The organism is Chelativorans alearensis (genome assembly GCF_010993735.1).
Lineage (GTDB): Bacteria > Pseudomonadota > Alphaproteobacteria > Rhizobiales > Rhizobiaceae > Chelativorans > Chelativorans alearense.
The window spans coordinates 91,516-113,455 of record NZ_WQNI01000015.1; the positions used below are offsets into that span (position 1 = coordinate 91,516).

At 65.3% G+C, this 21,940-nt stretch carries 13 protein-coding genes and 1 tRNA gene; 6 read left to right on the plus strand and 8 right to left on the minus strand.

The features are described from left to right. Positions 1-8: 8 nt before the first annotated feature. Complete coding sequence (locus GPJ75_RS22060) at positions 9-2,126, minus strand: 3-hydroxyacyl-CoA dehydrogenase NAD-binding domain-containing protein (protein ID WP_163271389.1); 2,118 nt, start codon at positions 2,124-2,126, stop codon at positions 9-11. Then, entirely contained in the window at positions 2,126-3,514 is a 1,389-nt protein-coding gene (locus GPJ75_RS22065; RefSeq protein WP_163271391.1) for an acetyl-CoA C-acetyltransferase, read from the minus strand. The genes GPJ75_RS22060 and GPJ75_RS22065 overlap by 1 nt, the downstream gene beginning before the upstream one ends. A 320-nt stretch (positions 3,515-3,834) precedes the next feature. Here GPJ75_RS22065 and GPJ75_RS22070 point away from each other — a divergent pair, with 320 nt between their 5' ends. The 3 genes from GPJ75_RS22070 (at position 3,835) to GPJ75_RS22080 (ending at position 11,041) form a co-directional block, all read left to right on the plus strand. After that, on the plus strand, positions 3,835-5,763 hold the full coding sequence (locus GPJ75_RS22070) for an autotransporter assembly complex protein TamA (RefSeq protein WP_246249204.1): 1,929 nt from the start codon (positions 3,835-3,837) through the stop codon (positions 5,761-5,763). Further along, positions 5,760-10,364, plus strand: coding sequence for a translocation/assembly module TamB domain-containing protein (locus tag GPJ75_RS22075; RefSeq protein WP_163271393.1), 4,605 nt, complete (start codon positions 5,760-5,762; stop codon positions 10,362-10,364). Before GPJ75_RS22070 ends, GPJ75_RS22075 begins: the two co-directional genes overlap by 4 nt. Before the next feature lie 332 nt (positions 10,365-10,696). Further along, entirely contained in the window at positions 10,697-11,041 is a 345-nt protein-coding gene (locus tag GPJ75_RS22080) for a hypothetical protein (protein ID WP_163271395.1), read from the plus strand. Here the strand turns inward: GPJ75_RS22080 and GPJ75_RS22085 are convergent. The 4 genes from GPJ75_RS22085 to GPJ75_RS22100 form a co-directional block, all read right to left on the minus strand. Next, the gene (locus GPJ75_RS22085; protein ID WP_163271397.1) at positions 11,038-11,274 is read right to left on the minus strand and encodes a hypothetical protein; all 237 of its coding nucleotides are present in this window, start codon (positions 11,272-11,274) and stop codon (positions 11,038-11,040) included. The two genes, GPJ75_RS22080 and GPJ75_RS22085, sit on opposite strands and share 4 nt — an antisense overlap. Positions 11,275-11,385: 111 nt before the next feature. Next, positions 11,386-11,461, minus strand: a tRNA-Lys gene (locus tag GPJ75_RS22090). 186 nt (positions 11,462-11,647) lie between these two features. Further along, a complete protein-coding gene (locus GPJ75_RS22095; protein WP_163271399.1) occupies positions 11,648-12,562 on the minus strand; it encodes a PhzF family phenazine biosynthesis protein in 915 nt (304 codons plus the stop codon). A 91-nt stretch (positions 12,563-12,653) separates the two neighbouring features. Then, positions 12,654-13,766: an endonuclease/exonuclease/phosphatase family protein gene (locus tag GPJ75_RS22100; protein WP_163271401.1), complete on the minus strand. Its 1,113-nt coding sequence runs from the start codon at positions 13,764-13,766 to the stop codon at positions 12,654-12,656. Between the two features lie 150 nt (positions 13,767-13,916). Here GPJ75_RS22100 and GPJ75_RS22105 point away from each other — a divergent pair, with 150 nt between their 5' ends. Next, positions 13,917-14,402 (plus strand): BA14K family protein, encoded by a 486-nt coding sequence (locus tag GPJ75_RS22105; protein WP_163271403.1) that lies wholly within the window; start codon positions 13,917-13,919, stop codon positions 14,400-14,402. 73 nt (positions 14,403-14,475) lie between these two features. Here GPJ75_RS22105 and ilvC read toward each other — a convergent pair whose 3' ends face one another. Further along, a complete protein-coding gene (ilvC, locus tag GPJ75_RS22110) occupies positions 14,476-15,495 on the minus strand; it encodes a ketol-acid reductoisomerase (RefSeq protein ID WP_163271405.1) in 1,020 nt (339 codons plus the stop codon). A gap of 41 nt (positions 15,496-15,536) precedes the next feature. Next, entirely contained in the window at positions 15,537-16,184 is a 648-nt protein-coding gene (locus GPJ75_RS22115) for a TetR/AcrR family transcriptional regulator (protein WP_163271407.1), read from the minus strand. A 957-nt stretch (positions 16,185-17,141) separates the two neighbouring features. Here GPJ75_RS22115 and GPJ75_RS22120 point away from each other — a divergent pair. After that, positions 17,142-18,092 (plus strand): helix-turn-helix domain-containing protein, encoded by a 951-nt coding sequence (locus GPJ75_RS22120; RefSeq protein ID WP_205602611.1) that lies wholly within the window; start codon positions 17,142-17,144, stop codon positions 18,090-18,092. Between the two features lie 478 nt (positions 18,093-18,570). Continuing rightward, positions 18,571-21,940: DUF6923 family protein (locus tag GPJ75_RS22125; RefSeq protein WP_163271411.1), on the plus strand; the 3,370-nt coding region annotated here is incomplete at its 3' end.

A 21,940-nucleotide genomic window follows, 5' to 3' on the forward strand; every position in this document is an offset into this window, starting at 1 on the left:
CCTGAACGTTACGCCTTCAGCATGTCCCATCCCGCGTCGGGCGCAAACCGTACCCCGTGCTTCTCCTCCAGTTGCCGCAGCGCCGCCACAACCTCCTCCACCCCGCGCTTGCGCGCATAATGGAGTGGGCCGCCGCGGAACGGCGCGAAACCGGTGGCGAAGATCATCGCCTCGTCGACCGTCTCCTCGTCCGCCACGACACCTTCGCGCAGGCAGCGCACCAGCGTGTTGAGCATGGGCAACACCAGCCGGTCTGCCATCTCGGCATCGGCCCGCGGCGCCTCCCCGCCGTCTGCCACCTTCACCTCCTCGCCCTTCGGCCTGCCCTTCTCGTCATAGGCATAAAGCCCCTTGCCCGCTTTGCGTCCCGTCTCGCCCGCTTCCACCTTCTTTACCAGCCAGTCCGGCACCTCCGGCATCGGGTCGTTCAGGCGTTCCTTCAGCATGCGCGCCACCTCCAGACAGATGTCGAGACCCACCCGGTCGGCAAGCTCGATCGGTCCCATCGGCATGCCGAAATCCTTCGCCGCCTTGTCGATCGTCTCCTTGGGCACGCCCTCGTCGAACATCGTGAGGGCTTCCACGAGATACGGCGTCAGCACACGGTTGACGAGGAAACCCGGCGCGCTTTTGACCGGCGCCGGCAGGCGGGAAATGGCGCCGCAGAAGGCGCGCGCCCGCGCCAAGGCCTTTTCGTTTGCCTGATCATGGGCGACGACCTCGACAAGCTCCATGCGCGTGACCGGATTGAAGAAATGCAGACCGAGGAACCAGTCGGGGAACGGCAAGCCTTCACGCAGCGTCTCAAGCGGGATGCTGGAGGTGTTGGTAGCGAGAATGGCATCTTTCTTCATGCGCGGCGCAATGGCCTCGAAGACTTTGCGCTTCACCTCCGCTTTCTCCGCCACCGCCTCGATCACCAGATCCGCCTTGGCGATGCCGTCGCCCTCGAAATCCGGCATCAAACGGTCGAGCGCATCGCGCCGGTCGAGGGTGGAATGAAGCCCTTTGTCGTAGAAGGCCGCGGCACGCCCGACAGCGCCGGCGATGGCCTTGGGATCGAGGTCCGTCAGGCTGACGGTGAACCCGCGCGCCGCGCACCAGGCGGCGATGTCGCCACCCATCGTGCCGGCACCGATGACATGTACCCGTCGAATACCGCTTTCCCCCCTGCCGTGCCGCTTCAGCCCCTCGCGCAGGAAAAAGACGCGCATCAGGTTCTGTGCGGTCTCACTGGCGAGAAGCTCGGAGAAGGAGCGTATCTCCGCCTTCTGCATGGCGCGGCTGTCGCCGCCGTGCTCTTCCCACAGGCCGATAAGGCGGTATGGTGCCGGATAGTGCTTCTTCGGCGCCTTCTTCTCAGCCTCCGCGCGCATGCGCTTTGCCGCCATGCGGCGTGCCGCGCCGAAGCCGAACACGCCGCCCTTCAGGCCGGGACGCGAAGGCTTCATTTCGCCCGCCACCGCGGCACGGACGGCGTTCTTCACATGCCGCTCTTCCACCACCGCGTCGACCAGCCCGAGGGCTTTCGCCTTCTTGGTGTGCACGGTGCGGCCCGTCAGCATCATGGTCATCGCCTCAATGGGGTCGATCAGCGCCGGCAGGCGGAAGGTGCCGCCAAGGCCCGGATGCAGGCCGAGCAGGATTTCGGGGAAGCCAAAACTGGCACCGGAGACGGCGATGCGGTGCTTGCAGGCGAGCGCCAGCTCCAGCCCGCCGCCCAGGCAATGGCCGTGGACGACGACGACGGTCGGCATCGGCAAGCCCGCCAGCCGGTCGATGATCTCGTGCGCCCGGCGCATGCGCGCCTCCACCTCGCCCGCATCCCTCACATCTCGAAAGTCGCGGATGTCGGCGCCGGCGATGAAACCGCCCTCCTTGGCCGAGCGGATGACGAGACCCTTAGCGCCCGAGCTCTGCACCTCGGCGAGCACCGTGTCGAGTTCGCTCATCACGGCTTCCGACAACGTGTTGGCGCTCTCCCCGGCCCGGTCGAGCAGGAGCCAGACGATGCCGTCCCCGTCCTTGGCATAGCGCCAATGGGTGAGTGCCTTGTTCCCCTCGCGCGGCCCAAGCTCCATGTTGCGCGGCTCCAGTACCTTCCAGACGCTCTTCGAGACAGCCATCACACCACCTCCACAAGCATGGCACCGCCCTGCCCGCCGCCGATACACTCGGTGGCCATGCCGCGCTTGAGACCGAGGCGCCGCATGGCGTTGACGAGGTGCAGCACGATGCGGTTTCCACTCGTGCCAACGGGATGGCCGAGGCTGATCGCGCCGCCGTCGACGTTGAGCCGGTCGCGGGGGATAGCGCCGTAGGGCGCATCAAGGCCCAGTACCTTGCGGCAGTATTCCTCGTCTTCCCAGGCTGCGAGGCAGGCAAGCACCTGCGCGGCGAAGGCCTCGTTGAGTTCCCAAAGGTCGATATCCTCGCGCGCAAGTCCCCGTCGCTCGGTCAGGGCGGTGCAGCACAATGTCGGCCCGAGCCCCATGATCGAGGGATCGAGGGCCGCCCACTCGCTGTCGACGATGCGCGCCAGCGGCTCAAGCTTATGCTTCTTCACCGCCTCTTCCGACGCCAGCACCACCCAGCTGGCGCCATCGGTGATCTGCGAGGAATTACCGGGTGTGACCTCGCCGTAGGGCTTCTCGAACGCCGGCTTGAGCTTGGCCAGCTTTTCCAGTGACGTGTCGGGACGCACGCCGTCGTCATGGTCGTAAAGCGTGCCGTCGCGGGCGACCGAGGCGATGACCTCACCTTTGAGATGACCCTCCGCCTGCGCCCGTGCCAGCCTCTGATGGCTCTCCAGCGCGTAGGCATCCGCCGCCTCGCGCGCAATGCCGAAGGTATGGCCGATGACCTCCGCCGTCTGGCCCATGCCAAGGTCGGTGACGGGGTCCGTCAGCCCCCGTTCGAGGCCGATGACGGGCTTTGCCATATCCGGCCGGAAGGCGCCGATGGCCGCCGCCCGCTCCCACGGCGTCTTGGCCATCGCGAAGCGGCCGAACCAGGCCGTGGCCTTACTCGACAGCACCAGCGGCGCATACGACAGTGCCTCCGCACCACCGGCAAGGATGAGGTCGGCCTTGCCGGCCTCGATAAGCCGGAAACCGTTGTCGATGGACAGCATGCCCGAGCCGCAGTTGATCTGCACGCTGAACGCCCGCGTGGCCTCGCCCATTCCGAGCCGGAGGGCGGCCACCCGCGCCGGGTTCATCTCGTCGGCGATGACATTCACGCAGCCGAGGATGACGAAATCGAACTCCTCGGCCGCGAAAGGCTGGCGCGCAAGCAGCGGCCGGCCGCATTGCACGGCAAGGTCGACCGGCGTGAATGGGCCGGGCTTGCCGCGCGCCCGCAGAAAGGGCGTGCGCGCGCCGTCGATCAGGTAGACCGGCCGGCCCCGGTCTTGCAGTGCGCCGGAGCGGCCGCGCGTTGTAGGTTTCGCGGTGGATGCGCGGCGCGGGCTTCCGCGCCGTTGGGTTGTTTTTTCCTTGGGTACCTCAGCCATCGCTTGTCCCTGTTCGCCCGTCAGCCACGCCGGAAGGATAAGGGCGTTTGCGGGGTTTGCCCACCGTGCAACGCCGCTGGCGCAACGCCGGGCGACCGAGCATCGTTCCTGTCGCGAATTGTCCGTTAGCTATCACAGCTCTCCCAGGAACCGTAAAAATGTCTTATTGGACCGGTTGGACAAGCCCTGCATACTAGGCTAGGTCATTGCCGGGGCGGGGCTTTTGAGGCCAACCCTGCGCGCGATCACAGGTCGCACCGGCGCGGCGGACGGATATTCGAGAAGGCGGCTCGTTCCGTGTTAGGCCGCCGGGAGGGAATTTGGGGAACCGCACCGCCGAGGCTCGACGCATTCTGCGCCCGTGCACGGCCGCGCTTTGCGCCGTGCTCGTTGCTGTACCCTTTCCGGCGGCAGCGCTGGAGATTTTCGGCCTGCGGCTTTTCGAGCGCCAGGATGCCGGCGAAGAAGAAGACGTCATCGGCACGCCGCAGCCCTACGAGGTGGAGTTCATCGTCGCCGGCGACAGGGACGACATCGAAAAGGCGCTGAAGGGCACCTCGAAGCTGTGGGCCGAGCGGGAGAAGCCGGCGTCGGGTGCGGCCGGCCTCCTCGTCAGGGCGCGTGGCGACTACCGCAGGCTCTTGGATGCACTCTATGCCCAGGCGCGTTATGGCGGCACCATCTCCATCACCATCGACGGCCGCGAGGTCGACGATCTTCAGCCCGACGCCGAATTTGCAAGCCCCGCTAGAGTGCGCATCGCCGTCACTCCCGGTCCCCTCTTCCATTTCGCGGACGCCAGGATCGTCAACCAGGCGCCGCCGGCAAGCAACAGAAAAGACGTGGTAGCCGACCCCGCGCATGAAGGCTTCCGCGCCGGCGAGCCCGCCCCAAGCACCACCATCATCCGTGCCGGACACCTGGCCGTGGAGGCATGGCGGCAGCAGGGCTACGCCAAGTCGGACATTGTCGAACGCCGCATCGTCGCCGCCCATAACACGCAGACCATCAACGCCACGCTCGTCGTCGACCCAGGCGCGCACGCCGTCTTCGGCCCGGTCTCCGTCAGCGGCACGGAGCGCATAGACGCCGCCTTCGTCGCCCGTCAGACGGGAATCACGCCCGGCACCGAGTACGACCCGGACGACCTGAAGAAGGCGAGCGAGCGCCTCACCCGGCTCGAGGTCTTCCGCGCCGCGCGCATCGAGGAGGCCGAGGAGATCGGGCCCGGCGGAAGCCTGCCCATCCAGGTGACCGTGCAGGAACGCCTGCCGCGCCGCTTCGGCGTCGGCGGCTCCTACTCCACCGTCGACGGCTTCGGGCTGGAAGCCTTCTGGCTGCACCGCAACCTGTTTGGCCGCGCCGAGCGCCTGCGCATAGAGGGCAAGGTCGCCGGCATCGGCGAGACCATCGATCCGGCGGAGCTCACCTATCGCGTCGGCGCCACCTTCACCAAGCCCGGCATCTACACGCCTGATACGGATTTCATCGCCTCCGTCTTCGGCGACCGCGAGGTGCTCGACACCTATACGCGCACCGGCGTTTCTGGCGAGATCGGTTTTGCGCACCGTTTCTCGGACGAATTGTCGGCCCGTCTTTTCGCCACAGGTGGTTATGCCCAATTCGAGGACGATTTCGGAACCCGCGACTTTGTTACCGCCGGCTTTCTGGGCGGTATCACCTACGACACGCGCGACAACCCGACCGACGCCACGAGCGGCTTCTTCACCGAGCTCACGCTGGAGCCCTATTACGAGTTCAACTACGGCAACGCCGCCGCCCGCATCATTGCCGAAGCGCGCGCCTATTACAGCATCGATTCGGAGAGCCGCTTCGTCGTGGCCGGCCGCGCCAAGGTGGGGGCGCTGCTCGACCCGCCGGTCATCGAAACGCCGCCGGACAAGCTGTTCTTCGCCGGCGGCGGCGGTTCCGTGCGCGGCTATGCCTACCGCAGCATCGGCGTTGCAGTGCCGGACGGCGTTGCCGGCGGCCGCTCGCTCATCGAAGGCTCGGCCGAACTGCGCGTGCGCGTGACGCAAAATATCGGGGTCGTCGGCTTCGTCGACGCGGGTTATGTTGGCGCCGAGGCCTTCCCCGATTTCTCCGAAGACCTGCGCATCGGCGTCGGCGCGGGCTTGCGCTATCAGACCGGTTTCGGCCCCATCCGGCTCGACGTCGCCGTACCGTTGGATCGGGGACCGGACGACCCAAGCGCAGCTCTTTACGTTGGAATAGGACAGGCGTTTTGACCCGGCTTCTGCTCGCCCTTCTCCTTTTTCTCGCGGCCCTTCCGGCAGCCGCGCAGGATGCTGCGCAAAGCCCGGACGAGGAGCGCTCGCTCTTCCTCTCCTTCATCGAGAACCGGATTTCCACGTCCAATCGCCGCATCCGCATCCGCGGTATCCAGGGCGCCCTTTCCTCCCAAGCTTCCATTGCCGAAATTACCATCGCCGACCGCGAGGGCGTGTGGCTGCGCATAGAAAACGCCTCCATAGAATGGAGCCGCACCGCCCTCATCCTGCGTCAGCGGCTGGAGATCGGGCGGCTTGCCGCCGACTCCATAGAGGTCACCCGCCGCCCGCTGCCCGCCGAAGGCCTGCCGTCGCCCGAGGCACGCTCCTTTGCCGTTCCGGAGCTGCCGATTGCCATCAATCTCGCGCAGCTCGAAGTTCCCAATATCTCCTTCGGCAGGGATGTCTTTGGCCTCGAATCCGTCATATCCACCGAAGGCCGGCTGCGGTTGGAAGGAGGCTCGCTCGACACGGCGCTCGAGATCGAGCGCCTGGACGGCCCCGGCGGACACCTTTCGCTGACGGCGGCTTATGCCAACGACACGGGCGAGCTCAATCTCGACCTGGCGTTGGTGGAACCGCAGAACGGCGTCGTGGCCAACGTGCTCAACATCGAGGGCCGCCCGCCGCTCTCCCTTACGCTGGCCGGCGCCGGCCCGGTGGAGAATCTCGACCTGTCGCTTTCGCTCGCTGCCGCCGGGCAACCCGCCCTTTCCGGCGTGGCCCAATTCCGCGAACAGCAGGAAGGTATCGGCTTCACGGTCGATGTCGGCGGCCCCATCGTCAGGCTGGTCCCTGCCCGCTTCCGCGCCTTCTTCGGCGACGAGACCACACTGCAGGCCTCGGGCGTCGCCAGAAGCGGCGGCGGCCTGTCGCTCGAAACCTTCAGCCTCTCCAGCGCCGCCCTGGAAGTCGAAGCCTCCGCCGAGACGGCGAGCGATGGCTTCCTGACCAGGCTTTCGCTCGATGCCGGCATCGCCGACCCGCAGGGCGAGCGGGTTTTGCTGCCGGTAAGCGGCGGCCAGTCATTCGTCCGCTCGGTAAGGCTGACCGCCAGCTACGGCGAGACGGGCGAGGACTGGCAGGCAGTGCTCGACATCGACGACCTGCAGAGTGGCGGCTTCGCTGCCGGGAACACCAACCTCACCATTGGCGGCGAGGCCGCCAACCTTTCCGAACCCGCCGAGCGCCGGATCACCTTCGACCTGCAGGGCGCGCTGGAGGGCATCGTCGCAGACCGCGCCGACATCGCCGAAGCCCTCGGCCAAACCATCCGGCTCAGCGCCAACGGCGCCTGGCGCGCTGGCCAGCCGCTTTCGCTTGCCGCCGCCCGGCTTGCCGGGCACAGCTTCGCGGCCACGCTGTCCGGTGAAGTCTCCGACCTCGCTTTCCGCGGCGACATCGGCCTGGAGGCGGCAAACATCGCCCCCTTCTCCGGCCTTGCCGGACGGGAGCTCGGCGGCAGCCTCGATCTTTCGGCGAGCGGCGAGGTACGGCCTATCAGCGGCGCCTTCGACCTCACGCTCGACAGCCGGGCGAACGAGCTTCGCATCGGCATCCCCGCCGCCGACGCATTGCTTGGCGGCTTGACCCGCATGACCGGCCGGCTGGGGCGCAGCACGGAGGGCTTCACGGCGGACAACTTCCGCGTCGCAAACGAGCAGATCGAGCTGACGGCGGACGGCACCTTCGCCACCGAAGAGGCCGATTTCCGCTTCAACGGCGCCGTCGCCGATCTCGCGCTTATCAACGACCGTGCCGCGGGCCGCTTGACGGCCAACGGCCGTGCCACGGGCAGCGCCGGCGAACTCGCCCTCTCCCTTCGCGCCCAGGTCCCGAACGGCCGGCTCCTCGACAAGCAGCTCACGGAAGCGGTGATCGGTTTTGAAGGAACGCTTGAGGATCAAGCGCTCTCCGGGCGCATCACGGGCGAGGCCTTCCTCGACGGCATGCGCGCGAACCTGCAAACGGAGGTGGCGCTTGCGGAGGGAGAGCGCCGACTGAGCGGCATCGACTTCACCGCCGGCGGCGCGCGGCTGACGGGCGACGTCGCCCAGGGGAGCGACGGGCTCCTTACCGGTGAACTTGACCTTGATGCCGCCAACATCTCAACCGCTGCCGCCTTATTCCTGACTGAGGCGAGCGGTGCCGCCGAGGCCGCGCTCTCGCTGGAACCGCGGGAGGGCGAGCAGTATCTCGCGCTCAACGCCACGCTGCGCAACATCGTGGCCGAACAGCTGTCGCTGCAAAGCGCCGACATTAAGGCAACTGTCGCCGACCTTTTCGGCGTGCCGGCAGTCGAAGGAACGGTCGCGGCCGCGGACCTTGCCGTCGCCGGCATCGACGTGGCCAGGCTCAACGCCACCGCAGAAACCAGCGGCGGGGCTACCGCCTTTTCAGCTGAGGCAGCACTCGCCAACGGCACGGATATCGCCGCCCGCGGCGGACTTGAGCCGCAGGATGGCGGCTATACGGTCTCGCTCGAAGAAGCCTCTCTCATCCAAGGCGATATATCGGCACGCCTTCTGCGGCCGGCATCGCTCAGCGTCCGCGGCGACACTGTCGCCTTCGAGCCCGTGGAGATCGACGTCGCCGGCGGTCGGGTCACGGCCGAGGGCGAGATCGGCCGGGCGCTCGACGTGGCGCTGTCGCTCGACGCCGTGCCGCTTTCCATCGCCAACACCGTCCGCCCCGACCTGGCGCTCGGCGGAACGCTGAACGGGCAAGCCACCATCTCCGGCACGCGCGAAGCGCCCCAGGCCTCCTTCACGCTCACCGGGCGCAACATCGTCGCCGCAGCCCTTCGCCAGGCCGGCGTCGCCTCGCTCAGCGTCGATGCCACCGGCACGACCCGCAACGAAATCCTGACAGTCGACGCCCAGGTGATGAGCCCCGGAGGCTTGAGGGCCACGCTTGCCGGCGATGTGCCGCTTGGCGAGGGCGCGCTGGCGCTCGATGCCGAGCTTCAGGCCTTTCCTCTCTCGCTTCTCAACGCGCGGATGCCCAACCAGGATCTTGGTGGCACGCTCACCGGCTCGGCCCGCGTGACGGGGAGCCTCGCCGACCCACGGGCCAATTTCGACTTGCGCACCGGCGCCTTCACCGCCCGGGCTCTCGCCGCCTTCGGCGCAGTCCCCCTCAATGTCGCCGCCTCCGGCCGCTTCGCCCAAGGCGTGGTGACGCTCGGCGAGGTGACGGCCACCGGCCCGGCCGGCCTTTCCGTCTCCGCCAACGGCCGCGTCCCGCTCTCAGGAAGCGGGTTGGCCGTGGACGCTCGCGGAAACATCCCTCTGACGCTTGCAAACCGCCTCCTTGCCGACCGTGGCGCGCAGTTGAGGGGGACCGCTATCGTCGAAGCGCATGTCGGCGGCAGCCTCGCCAATCCGGCGATCCGGGGAACGGTGTCGATCGCGGATGCCGCCGCCATCGACCCGATGACCAATCTGCGGCTGAACTCCATCCGCGTTGAGGCCGGCATCAGCGGCGACACCGTTGCCATCCGCTCCGCTTCGGCGGCGTTTGCCGGCGGCGGCACGGTCTCCCTCTCGGGCACGGTCTCGACCAGCGCCGCGGCCGGCTTTCCCGCCGATCTCGCCATCCGCCTCGACGAGGCACGCTATACGGATGGCGAATTGGTGACGGCCACCGCGAGCGCGGCGCTGACGCTCAGTGGGCCGCTCACCCGCGATCCCCTGCTTTCCGGCAACGTCACCTTGAGCCGCGTCGAGATCGCCGTTCCGGAGCATTTCGGCGGCAGCGTTGCCGAGATCGACGTTCAACATGCCGATCCACCGCCGGCGGTACGTCAGACCCTGCACCGGGCGCGCGCCGACGACGGCACGCCCGTGCCCAGCGGCCGGCCGAGCGTGCTGCGCCTGGACGTAACCGTTGACGCGCCGACGCGCATTTTCGTGCGCGGACGCGGGCTCGACGCGGAGCTCGGAGGCTCGGTGCGGCTGACGGGGCCGATTACTTCCGTGCAGCCCATCGGCGGCTTCCAGCTCATCCGCGGGCGGTTGTCCATCCTCGCCCAGCGCATCACCTTCGACGAAGGTACGGTGAGCCTGATAGGCGACCTCGACCCGCAGCTCGACTTCGTCGCCCGCTCGGAGCGTCGTGACATCACGGTCTTCATCACCGTCAGGGGCCGGGTCTCCGACCTTGCGATCCGCTTTTCCTCACAGCCGGAGCTGCCGGAGGACGAGGTGCTGGCGCGCCTCATCTTCAACCGCAGCGTGAACGAGCTGTCGCCCCTGCAGCTTGCCCAGCTTGCCGCGGCGGCGGCCGAGCTTGCCGGTGGCGCCGAGACCTCCCTTCTAGGCTCGCTCAGAGGCGCGACCGGCCTCGACGAACTCGACGTGATCACCGACGGGGATGGCAATGTGGGCGTGCGCGCCGGCCGCTACATCCAGGAAAACGTCTATCTCGGTGTGGAGACCGGCTCCGGCGGCACCACGCGCGGCACCATCAATCTCGACATCACCGAAGACCTGAAGGCACGCGGCGCGGTCGGCACCGATGGCGAGAGCATCGGCATCTTCTACGAGAAAGATTACTGAGATCCCCGCCGCTTAACGCGCGGTGCTCCATCTTCCTGCTTTTCCGCATTATGCGTACGTCAGGTGGTTCCACCTGACTGCAAACGCTGGACAAAAAAATGCCGGCGCAGACGCCGGCACCCGGCACGCAATTGTGGGGTTGGGGGGGCGGGGGGAGTGCGTGCCGTCGACCCCCAAACGCGCAAAGCATGCAAAGGTTCCCCCTGGAGAAAAAAAAAGATCAAAAAAAATCGTGGCACCGTCGACAGGGCGGGAACGGCGGTAAGCCGAAGCGTGGGAACCGCCCTGCCCCCTTACGTGTTCAAGCAACGGGCGGCACCGGAGGCACACAGATGGCCGACGAGGCACTGAGGATTTACCGGCTGATACCGGATGCGGCCGAGACAGACCCCAACTGGGATCTGGCGGAACCGGCGGGGGAAGTGATCGTGCGCGCGCGCTCGGCCGCCGACGCGCGCATTATCGCGGCGGAGGCGGAAGTCGATTTCCTCGACATCCCGGCCAAACCCGGCGACGGCGTATCGACCAGCTTCGCCAGCGCGTTCCGCGACGATAGGCTGTACCGTGTGGTCGAGGACGACAGCGGCACCTTCCCCCGCGCGGGCCCGCGCGGCATCTTGAAGGGTCCTACCCGCCACGACCCGCTCACCCATACGCCCGACGAAGAGGGACGTTAGGAAGCCCTGTCCTTCAGTTCCTCCACACCCTCCTGAGCGGCGCAGTGGGCGCAGCAGAAGATCACACCACCCTTCTCCACGCCATGGCCGACGACACGGCAGCCGCAATGGGAACACAGCGGGGCCAAGGCGTGGATGGCGCACTCGAAACTGTCGAAGATATGGGTCTCGCCAGCCATCTCGACCTTGAAGGCCTTGTCGTACTCGTTTCCGCAAACTTCGCAGCGCGCCATGGCAACCTCCTTCTCATGAACCTTGCGGGGGAAACGGCGCGCAGCGTCAGCGGTTCCCGAGGGGCCGAGACTATGCCAAAAGAAAGGGAAAGATTGGCCCCGAAGGGAGTTTGGTGGGTGATACAGGGCTCGAACCTGTGACCCGCTGATTAAGAGTCAGCTGCTCTACCAACTGAGCTAATCACCCAACCGCGCCGGCAGCCCCACTCTTCCTCGAACCGTCCAGACCGAGGAGAGTCATCGGCAGCCGCCTTGCGAATGCCGGGCTCATTAGCGTGTTTGGCGTGGGCTTGCAAGCCCGTTGAATGCCGGTACGCGGAAAGGCCGTCTGCCCGGCGCGCCGGCCTCGATATGGGGCGCCGGGATGGCAGTTTCAAAGGGAAAGGCTGCCTTCCGCCACTTTCACCGCCGCCCCGCCGATACGCGCCGCCTCGATCGCCCGGCCGGCCACTTCGATCTCCAGCCGGATGCGCGAGGGGCGGCCCATCTCGATACCCTGCTCGATCCAGTGGCGGTGGGTGCCGTCCACCGGCTCGTCATAAATAACCACCGCGCCGGCAAAGGCGGCGGCGGCCGAGCCGGTCGCGGGGTCCTCCGGAATGCCGGCGCCAGGTGCGAACATGCGGGCGTGGAAGGCGCAATCGTGGTTCACCGTCTCGCGGCAATAGACGTAAGGGTCACCCAAGACGGCGCCCCCGCCAGGCGCAAGCTCCTCCCACAGGCCGGCGTCAAGCCGTGCCCTGCCCGCCGCCTTGAGGTTGGCGACCGGCACGCAGACGTACGGCACCCCGGCCGACCAGGCACTGATGACATGGTTCTCGAAGCCGATCTCGTGATGCGAGAGACCCAATGCGGCCGCCACCACCTCGGACGGCACGTCGAAGGCGACAGGCTCTGGAAGCCGCGGCAGGTCGAACTCGGCGAAGGCCGCCCCATTGCCGGTGGAAACCGCGCAGCGCACCGGCCCGACATTCTCCTCGAGAACGACGATCAAGGTGCGCTCGCCACGCCCGATATCGCCCTGCTGCGACAGCGCGATGGCCGCGCCGACGGTGGGATGGCCGGCGAAGGGAAGCTCCTGCCGGGGCGTGAAGATGCGTATGCGCGCCGTGTGTACCGGGTTTTCCGGCGGGCCGACGAAGACCGTCTCCGACAGGTTGAACTCGCCTGCGATCTTCTGCATCGTAGGGTCGTCGAGCCCTTCCGCGTCGAGCACGATGGCGAGCGGGTTCCCCGCAAGCCTCTGCTGCGTGAACACGTCATAGATCTGGTATCGCCGGGCACTCATCGAAGCCACCTTTTGTCCACGCACTTTCCTTCCCATTGGGCAAACCGAACCTGCAAGGACGAAGCGCCACTATAAGCTTTTTCGGCCGGCCTCAGACAAGATCGAGCGTCATCGCCACCGGACAATGATCGGAGGCCTTCGGCCGGTCCCAACCCGTACGCGGAAAACGCTCCACCTCCTGGCCCGGGGGAAAGATGGTACGCCAGGGCTGGCCGGCGCGCACGATGTCGGGCACGGCGCGCGCATTCGCCCGCGCCAATGCCGGCGAAAGCATTAGATAATCGAGCTGGCACAGATGCCGCTCCTCCGGTCCGCGCGTGTGGTAAAGGGTCCAACGGTCCATCTCCGGCCGCCGCTCTACGGCGTTTTCACAGAAGCCGCCCTCCGTCAGCACATTGATGCTGGACTGCGCTTCCCGCGCCGGCTCGAAAGTATAGCCATTGAGGACGTCGCCGCCGACAATGACGCGCTCGCGGTAGTCGTTAAGATCGCCGCAGATCACCCAGCGCTTTTCGCCCGTCTTTCCGGCACCGAAACGCTCCTCGATGATACGGCGCACGGCGGCCGCCTCGGCGATGCGGACGGGCATTGAGGCTTGGCGGCCGTCCTTGCCATTGCGCGGCGGGGCCATGGCCTTGAAATGGACGATGTAGAGCGTCAGGGGTTTCCCGCCGACGCGCACATCCACCTCCAGGCAGTCGCGGCGGAAAATGCGCTCGTGCGGAGCGATGCCGATCGCTTCCAGATCAGGCGTGAAAAGGCCGAAATCCTCGTAAGTGAGATGGGCGTGGGTGGTCGTGCGGACGAATTCGATGGGTTCGCCATGCGCGGTCTCGCGGCGCATCATCACCGCGATGTCGATGCCGCGCATGTCGTTACCGGCGGAGGAGTACTTCTCCTGGTATCCCCTGCCGATCATCTTGAACAGATAGCCGTATTCGAAGGCCTTCAGGGCATCCAGGTTATCGACTTCCTGCAGGCACAATATGTCGGCGTGGGCGGCGGCGATGGCGAGCGCGGTAAGCTGTCGCGTATCGTCCGTATGGGCGATGGCACGCGCCCGCTCCAGCGCCTGATATTCTGCCTCGTCCTTAATCTTGAAGAGCGCCAGCGCCCGGTCCTGATTCAATTCATTTCGGAAACCGGAAAAGTCGAACCGGTTCATAAGGTTCTCGACGTTGAACGTGGCGATCCGGACCGACATGAGCAGCACTTTTGCCCGCTGGACATGGAAAAACAAGGGTCAAAAAACGCAACTTTTGCGTTCATCCAGCGTTCATGGTGATGATGGGATAATGCGTTCATCAGAAAATGACCGGGGGGCGTGGCAGTATCAGGAAGATCGGAGTACCAAATGAGACACATTCTCCCCAGCCTTGTTTTTTCCGGCCTGGTCGCGCTCGGCCTTGCCGTTGCGATGCCGTCGGCAGGGGCCTCGGCCTTTTCGCTAGGTGGGGCGACCGCGAATACGGTGAAGGCCGTCGAGGCAACGGACAGCGGCGGATTGTTCAAGGTCCACGACCGCCGGTACCATCGCGATTGGCGCCGCAGCTACCGCAGCAGCCGCCATTGGCGCCACCGCAGGCCGCGCAGCGGCATCTACTTCGAGTTCGGCACCGGCGGTTTCCGCTACGGGCCGCCGCCCTACTATACGCGTCCGCCGGTCTATGCCCCGCGCTACGTGCGGCCGCGCTACGTGCAGCCGCGTACGGCCTACAGAACCACCTCGGCCCATGTGCAGTGGTGCTATAGCCGCTACCGCTCATACCGGGAGTGGGACAATTCCTTCCAGCCGTATAACGGCCCGCGCAGGACATGCGTCTCGCCCTATATGTATTGATTGGCGATATAAGCACGAAAAAGCGGCGGCGCTGACCCAGTGCCGCCGCTTTTGATTGCAGGAACCGGCTCGCTCAGTTCTTCTGCTTGTCCACCAGCTTGTTCTTGGCGATCCACGGCATCATGCCGCGCAACTTCTCGCCCACCTCCTCGATCTGGTGCGAATCGTTCAAACGCCGCGTCGCCTTGAAGCGGGCCGCGCCCGAGTGCCACTCCTGCATCCACTCGGAGGTGAACCTGCCGGACTGGATGTCGGCGAGGATGCGCTTCATCTCCGCTTTGGTCTCGGCGGTGATGATGCGCGGGCCGGAGACGTATTCACCCCATTCGGCGGTGTTGGAGATCGAGTAGTTCATATTGGCGATGCCGCCCTCGTAGATGAGGTCGACGATCAGCTTCACCTCGTGCAGGCACTCGAAATAGGCCATCTCGGGCGCATAGCCCGCCTCCACCAGCGTCTCGAAGCCAGCGCGGATGAGTTCCACCAGACCGCCGCACAGCACCACCTGCTCGCCGAAAAGATCGGTCTCGCATTCCTCGCGGAAGGTGGTCTCGATGATGCCGGAGCGCCCACCGCCGACGCCGCAGGCATAGGAGAGACCGAGATCGAGCGCGTTGCCGGAGGCATCCTGATGAACGGCCACCAGGCACGGCACGCCGCCGCCCTTCTGATACTCGCCGCGCACCGTGTGGCCCGGCCCCTTGGGTGCGACCATCAAGACGTCGACAGTCTTCTTCGGCTCGATGAGGCCGAAATGCACGTTGAGGCCATGGGCGAAGGCGATGGCCGCCCCGTCGCGAATGTTGGGGGCGATCTCGGCGTTGTAGATGCCGGCCTGCAACTCGTCGGGAGTGGCCATCATCATCAGGTCGGCCCAGCCGGCGGCCTCCGCCACCGTCATCACCTTGAAGCCATCGGCCTCCGCCTTCTTGGCGGTCGCCGAACCGGCGCGCAGTGCCACCGCCACGTCCTTGGCGCCCGAATCCTTGAGGTTCAGCGCATGCGCCCTGCCCTGGCTACCATAGCCGATGATGGCGACCTTCTTCGATTTGATGAGATTGAGATCGGCATCGCGATCGTAATAGACCCGCATTTGTCGTTTCCTTCCTTGTGTCTGCTCAGGCGGTGCCGGCTTCATGCCGTTTCCGCCCTCTCCTTCTGCCGCGCCCCGTAGAGCGCGAAGAACTGCTTCACCGCCCGCTCGGCAAGCGCGGCGATTTTCTCCGGCCGGCGTGCACCCTCCTCGCCGAGCAGCATGCGCACATGGAGGTCGCGCACGATGAGCCCGTAGAGCGTGCGATACGCTTCGTCGGCATCGGTATAATGGATGAAGCCGCGCTTCCTGCCGGCCTCAAGCAACGCACGCGCGCTCTGGTCGACGCGCCGCCGCCCCTGGGCGACGAGAAGCTGGCCGAGCCGGCTTTTCTCGCGACTCGCCTGGCCGATGGCCAGCCGGTTGAGCGCCAGCGATACATCGCCGCCCAGCACCTCGAGCAGGTCCTGCGCAAAGCCGACGAGATGCGCACGAAAACGCTCCCGGTCCATCGGCCCGCCATCGTCGGCAAAGCCGCGCACCTTGCTCGCCTGATAGGCGATCATGGCGGCCATGAGCCCGTCGCGGTCACCGAACCATTTATAGAGGCTTTCCTTTGAGCAGCTCGCCGCCCGTGCCACGCCAGCGGTCGTCAGTGCCCGCTCGCCGCCCGCAACGAGTAATTCCAGCGCACGCTCCAGCACGGCGCGCTGGCGCGGCGTCAGGCGGTCTTGCTCGGCTTCGGTCAATGGGGTGCGCCCTTATCAGTACCGTACGGTACGGTTCTGTCACAGGCAGAGCTTCATTTCAAGTGCACCGGCCGGGATCACATGACCAAAAATCGGCATGATCGAGCAACATCGGCTCGCAAGCACCACCCCCGGCTACAGCGCAAGGTTGCAGGGATTGCCCACCATAAGCCACGGTAAACTATATCAGAATACCATTATTGCGATGGCGACAGAAATAGCCCAACCTACACAAAGGCTGACAATTTGGGGGGCAGCGGACATCCGCGCTCGTGAATCACCTCGGTAAGGATGCGGATGATGGCTAACATTTATCGGTTTTTAGGAGAATTCTCAGAGAGGGCTTCATCCTCGTTTGCGCATAGTTCTACCACCAGTGGCCGGTGCGGAGGGAATGTTGGGAGATATGCTGCGGAACTTTGCACTATGGATGGTTTTCATTGGTTTTTGAAAAAATCAGAATTTCCTGAAATACTGTCTATGTGAACTATGTCTCCCTATACGCACTGGGTTATCCGGTGCTTGAGGGGTTTACGCTGAAGCATTGATGCGTGTGTGCCGGCTCCGTGCGGAGGACCGGTAAAATGCTTGAGCGGCGCAAATCGAGGGGCACCCCGCCACCGGTGACTGCACATTCGAGGGGGCCATCCATGCTTGAACCGACTTCATCCTCCAGCGCAGCGCCACGCACCATGGGCTGTTCTGCCGGCGCTGCGAGGCTTGCAATTGGCTGCGCGATTATATCGGGGCGGCGAGTGGCAGGGAAAAGCCGGCCGGCCAAGAGTCCGAACCCGCAGCACTTCCCTTGGAAATCTGCCTAATCTCTCCGCGTCAAGCGCGTTGCCTGCAGCGTCGATATCTGGAATGCGGGCCAGTTTTGAGTGTTTGCACGCTCTTCTGAAACAAGGGGGCTCCAAAGCATGAATGCAGGCATTTTCGATACCGGACGAACGGCCCATGCAGCAGTTATCCTCGGCGCAACTCTTCCGCCGGCCGCCGATGCTTGACGAGCTTAACGGTCCACCTCCTCGCCGCCCGGGAACGGATCAACCCATGGGCGGCCGCCGGATACTGGACATCATTCCAGAAAACGCCGGTCCGCGGCTGGTTACCACCAAGGGCGCGGTCGCCCACGCCATCCGTCCGCCGGGCTCGCAAACGTTCCTCACCAGGAATCACGTGGCCACGGTGGTGCTGGCGTGCTCGCCCGGGACAACGACGAGGTTCGGTGGCGGCGAACAGCACAGATACGACGCGTACACCGGTGCATTGACAGTCATCCCCGCCGACGTGGAGGTCGAATTGGGCTGGTCGGCGGCCAGGGAGGAACTGCTCGTCGCCTGGAAGCCGGAAAGCCTGCACGAACTCGCGATAAAGGCGCTGGATACGGGAAGCGCCGAGCTCCGGCCGTCCAAGGGAAAGGTCGATCCACAGGCCCTGCATATGGCGGAGCTGCTGAAAGCGGAGCTGGCGCGGGGCGAGCCGCCGAACGAGGCCTACGTCGAGTCCCTCATCATCCTCCTCGGCATTCACGTTCTTCGCAGCTATTCCAGCGTCAGCATGCGTCCGGCACCGCCGAAGGGCGGGTTGTCAGACTACGCCGCCAAACGCGTGCAGGAATATCTGGACGAGCACTTCACCCGTAAGCTGTCGGTGATCGAGCTTGCCGCCGTGTGCGAATTGTCGCCCGGCCATTTCATCCACGCCTTCTCCAAAACCTTCGGCCAGCCGCCGCACCAGTACCTGGTCAACAGGCGCCTGGCCTTCGCCGAAAAGCTGCTCCTCGAAACGAACATGACCATCGCCGAGGTGGCCTATTTGAGCGGCTTTTCCAGCCAGAGCCACCTGACCTCCGCTATGCGGAGCCACAAGCGAATCACGCCAGCAAGGATGCGAAAGCAGCGATAGTCTTTTCAAGCTTTATAAGAATCTTCCGCAGCAAAACACCACACTCGTTTACTATTTCTCCGAGAGAACGGCGAGCTCCATGAGAGCTTTGTGTCCAATTTGCAACATTGCATATGTATGTATAACTATTTTCGGCGTTTTCTGAAAAAACCCGAATTCCCTGAAATACCGCCTCCAAAAACTATGCCCTCCTGACAGTATCGGAATTGTCCGGGTCGGGCAGCTTCTGCCAAAGCATTGATGCTGTGCGTTGGATTCTGAGGGGAATCCAACGCGATGCTTGGGCAGCGCAGGGTTTAATTGCGCAAAGGAGAAATGACCTGCACCTGGACTCTTCGCATACGAGGGGTCGTCCATGCACAAGCTTGTCTTGTTCTTCGCCACAGCACGTCGTGCCGCCTGCTGTAATCGCTTGGCAGGCTCCGATGGGGTGGCAACACGGTGGCCTGAACCCTTGCTCCGGCATGCTCCCCATCTCATGCGGAACACCCTCGCCGGTCTTTTCATTCTGGCGTTTTGGCTTTCTCTCGGCACCACGCAAGAGGCTCGTGCCCAGGCAACTCCCACTGTCGCCTGCACGACGGACGGGGCGATTTTCAACACGGCATACGATGCCTCGACCGGCGGGATGCTCACAACGGGCACGGACGCCAACTGGGACGTCGCCCTGACGACCACGGACGTGACAGGCCCACCGCCAGGAGGTCTGACGTATGCCGACGCCATTGTCGTGGACAATCCGCCTGCCGTCTACACGACCTCGCCCTTTGGCAATGCAAACTGGGTCTCCCATAACGCGACTGCCATCAACCCCACCGCCGGCGATAACTACGACGCCTTCTATCGCTACGAGTTCGACCTCGATCCTGCCGTCGACCCGTCGACGCTGGACCTGCAGATGTCTTTCTTCGCCGATAACTCTGTGTTCGAAGTCTGGGTAAACGGGGTAGCCCAGAACGTCAGTTCGGACTATGGCGCCGATCCCTATTTCTATGCCGGATTCACGGGCGCCAATGGAGCAGACGGCTCCATGACCGGCGCTTGGCAGACGGGCCTCAACACCATCGTCGTCCACATAAAGTCCGGGCCCGGTGCGACGGCGTTCATGGCGCAGATCCAGTCGACCGCGCTCTGTCAGCCGACGCTCACGTTGCAGAAGACCGTCATAAATAACGAAGGCGGCACCGCCACGGCGACCGACTTCACCCTGAGCGCGGATGGCCCGGTGACCATCGAAGGCGTGATGGGGGATCCCGCCGTCACCGATGCTTCGGTCCCGGCGGGCACATACACGCTCAGCGAATCCACCGATGTCCTTGGCTATGCCTCTTCCGAATACAGCTGTTCGGTCGACGGAGGAGCGGCGGTGGACGGCAATTCACTGACGCTGGCCAACGGCGAAAGCGCCGTCTGCACGATCACCAACGACGATTCGCCGTCCTTCGGCTCCTGTACGCCGACCATGTACCTGGCGCAGAACATTCCGACGCAGCTGTTCGTGTTCGACTCCTCGTCGAACCCCTTCATCGTCAATCCGGTGGGGCCGGCCTCGTCGAACCAGTACAACGGCATCGCGATGAACCCCGTGGACAACTACATCTACGGGCTCGAGCTGAACACGACACCGCCACAATTGGCGCGCGTCGGCAGCGACGGCGGCGTGCAGGTGCTCGGCCCGATCGCGGGCTTTCCCAACGGCAGCGTTACCGGTGAGTTCGGTCCGGACGGAACATTCTATTCGGCGACCGCCGGGAGGCTCTATACCGTCGATGTCACGACGCGGACGGCAACTTCCGTCCCGCTGAGCGGGGCCGCCACCCATGGTCCGGACCTCGCCTGGCACAACGGGCTGCTCTACAGCGTCACCGGCACTGGCCTGCTCGTTACCATCGACCCGACGACGGGCTTCGTCGACACGATCGGCAACACCGGCGTGACCCAGAATGTTTTCGGCGGCATGTTCGGGGCCTCCAACGGCGTCTTCGGCAGCAACAACGTTGGCGGCTTCTACCGGTTCGACGTGGCGACGGGTCAGGGGACGCTGATCTCCGATCTGCAGGGCTCCGGCCAGAACGACGGCGCCAAATGCGCCACCACGGCGCTCAGCTTCCCGGCCGATGTCGAGATCGCCAAAGACGACGGCAGCGAGAACTACACGGCGGGTGAGGACGTCGTCTACACGATCGTCGTCTCGAACAACGGCCCGTTCGGCGTGGCGGGCACACGGGTGAGCGACCCGCTTCCCGACGGCATCACCGACGCCACCTGGACCTGCGGCAGCCCGGTGAATGGCGCTGTGTGCAGCGAGGCGAGCGGCACGGGCGCCATCGCCGACGTGCCGGTGAACCTGCCGGCGGATAGCTCCGTCACCTTCACGCTGACCATGACCGTGCCGCTGGACTTCGAGGGTGACCTCGTCAACACGGCGACCGTCACCAACCCGCCCGACGTGCCGGACCCGGATCCGGGCAACGACACGAGCACGGACACGAACACGGTGCCGCTGGTCACAAAGAGCAAGCAGCTGGTGGACGAGAGCGGGGACCTCGACGGCGCTGCCGAGCCGGGCGAGACCCTCACCTACGAGATCACGCTCACCAACGCCACCGACACCGCGCGCGCCAATTACGGGCTGATCGACGACTACGACGACAACCTGACGGTGGTGGATGCCGACGGCGGCAATGACGACGGCGATCTGATCACTTGGACGGGTCTCACCGTCCCGGCGCACGACGGGACGAATCCGGGCGAGCTGGTGCTGACGGTTCAACTGCAGGTCGACGATCCGATCTCCGACGGCGTGACCAGTGTCAGCAATGTCGTCTACGAGCCCGGCGAGATCGTGGACTGCAGGGTCACGCCCGACCAATGCGTCGAGGTTCCGGCTGCCGGGCGGGTCGCACGGCTGAAGGAACTGATCGACGAGGACGGCGCGACGGACGGCGTTGCCGAGCCGGGCGAGACGCTGACCTACCAGATCACGCTCACCAACTACGGCGGCGCGAGGGACAGCTACGCCATCCAGGACCTGCTCGACGACAACACCGTCTTCGCGTCGGCCGACAATGGCGGCGCCCACACGGGCGGCAATCCCGGCGGCGGCGTCGTGGACTGGACGGGGCTTTCCGTGCCTCCCCATGACGGCTCCGCCCCGGGCACCCTGGTGCTGACGGTGGCGGCCGCCGTGGTCGACCCCCTGCCCGAAGGGACCACGGAGATCGCCAACATGATCAAGGAGCCGGGCGAACCGGATCCCGAATGCCCCTCGGACGATTGCGCGGTGGTGCCGTCGCAGGTGACGGGCCTCGAGCTGATCAAGACCGGGGCTTACGAGGATACCGATGAGAACGGCTTTGCCAACCCTGGCGACACGATCCGCTACCGCTTCACGGTGACGAACACGGGCAACGTGCCGCTTGCCGACGTGGTGCCGGAGGATGCCGGCCCCACCTTCGACGGCCAGGCGGGCGGCGGCGAGCTGTCGGCTTTCGATCCGCCCTCGGCGACACTGGAGCCGGACGAGGAGATGGTCTTCGAGGCCACCTACGTCCTGACGCAGGCCGACATCGACAGCGGCTCGGGCGTTGAAGACGGCGTCGAGAACCGGGCGACGGCGATCGGCTACGCCAACGGCGATGAAGTCACCGGCACGCCGGTGGAATCGGAAGGCAGCGGGACGCTCCTGGACCTGCCCTTCGCGGAGAGCGACATCTCGGTGGCCAAGATCGCCAATCTGCGCCAAATCCGGCGCGGCGAGCAGGCGCCGTTCACCATCCGGGTGACCAACCATGCCGGCTCGCGGACGGACGGGATCACGATCACCGACACCATCCCGTCGGGCTTCC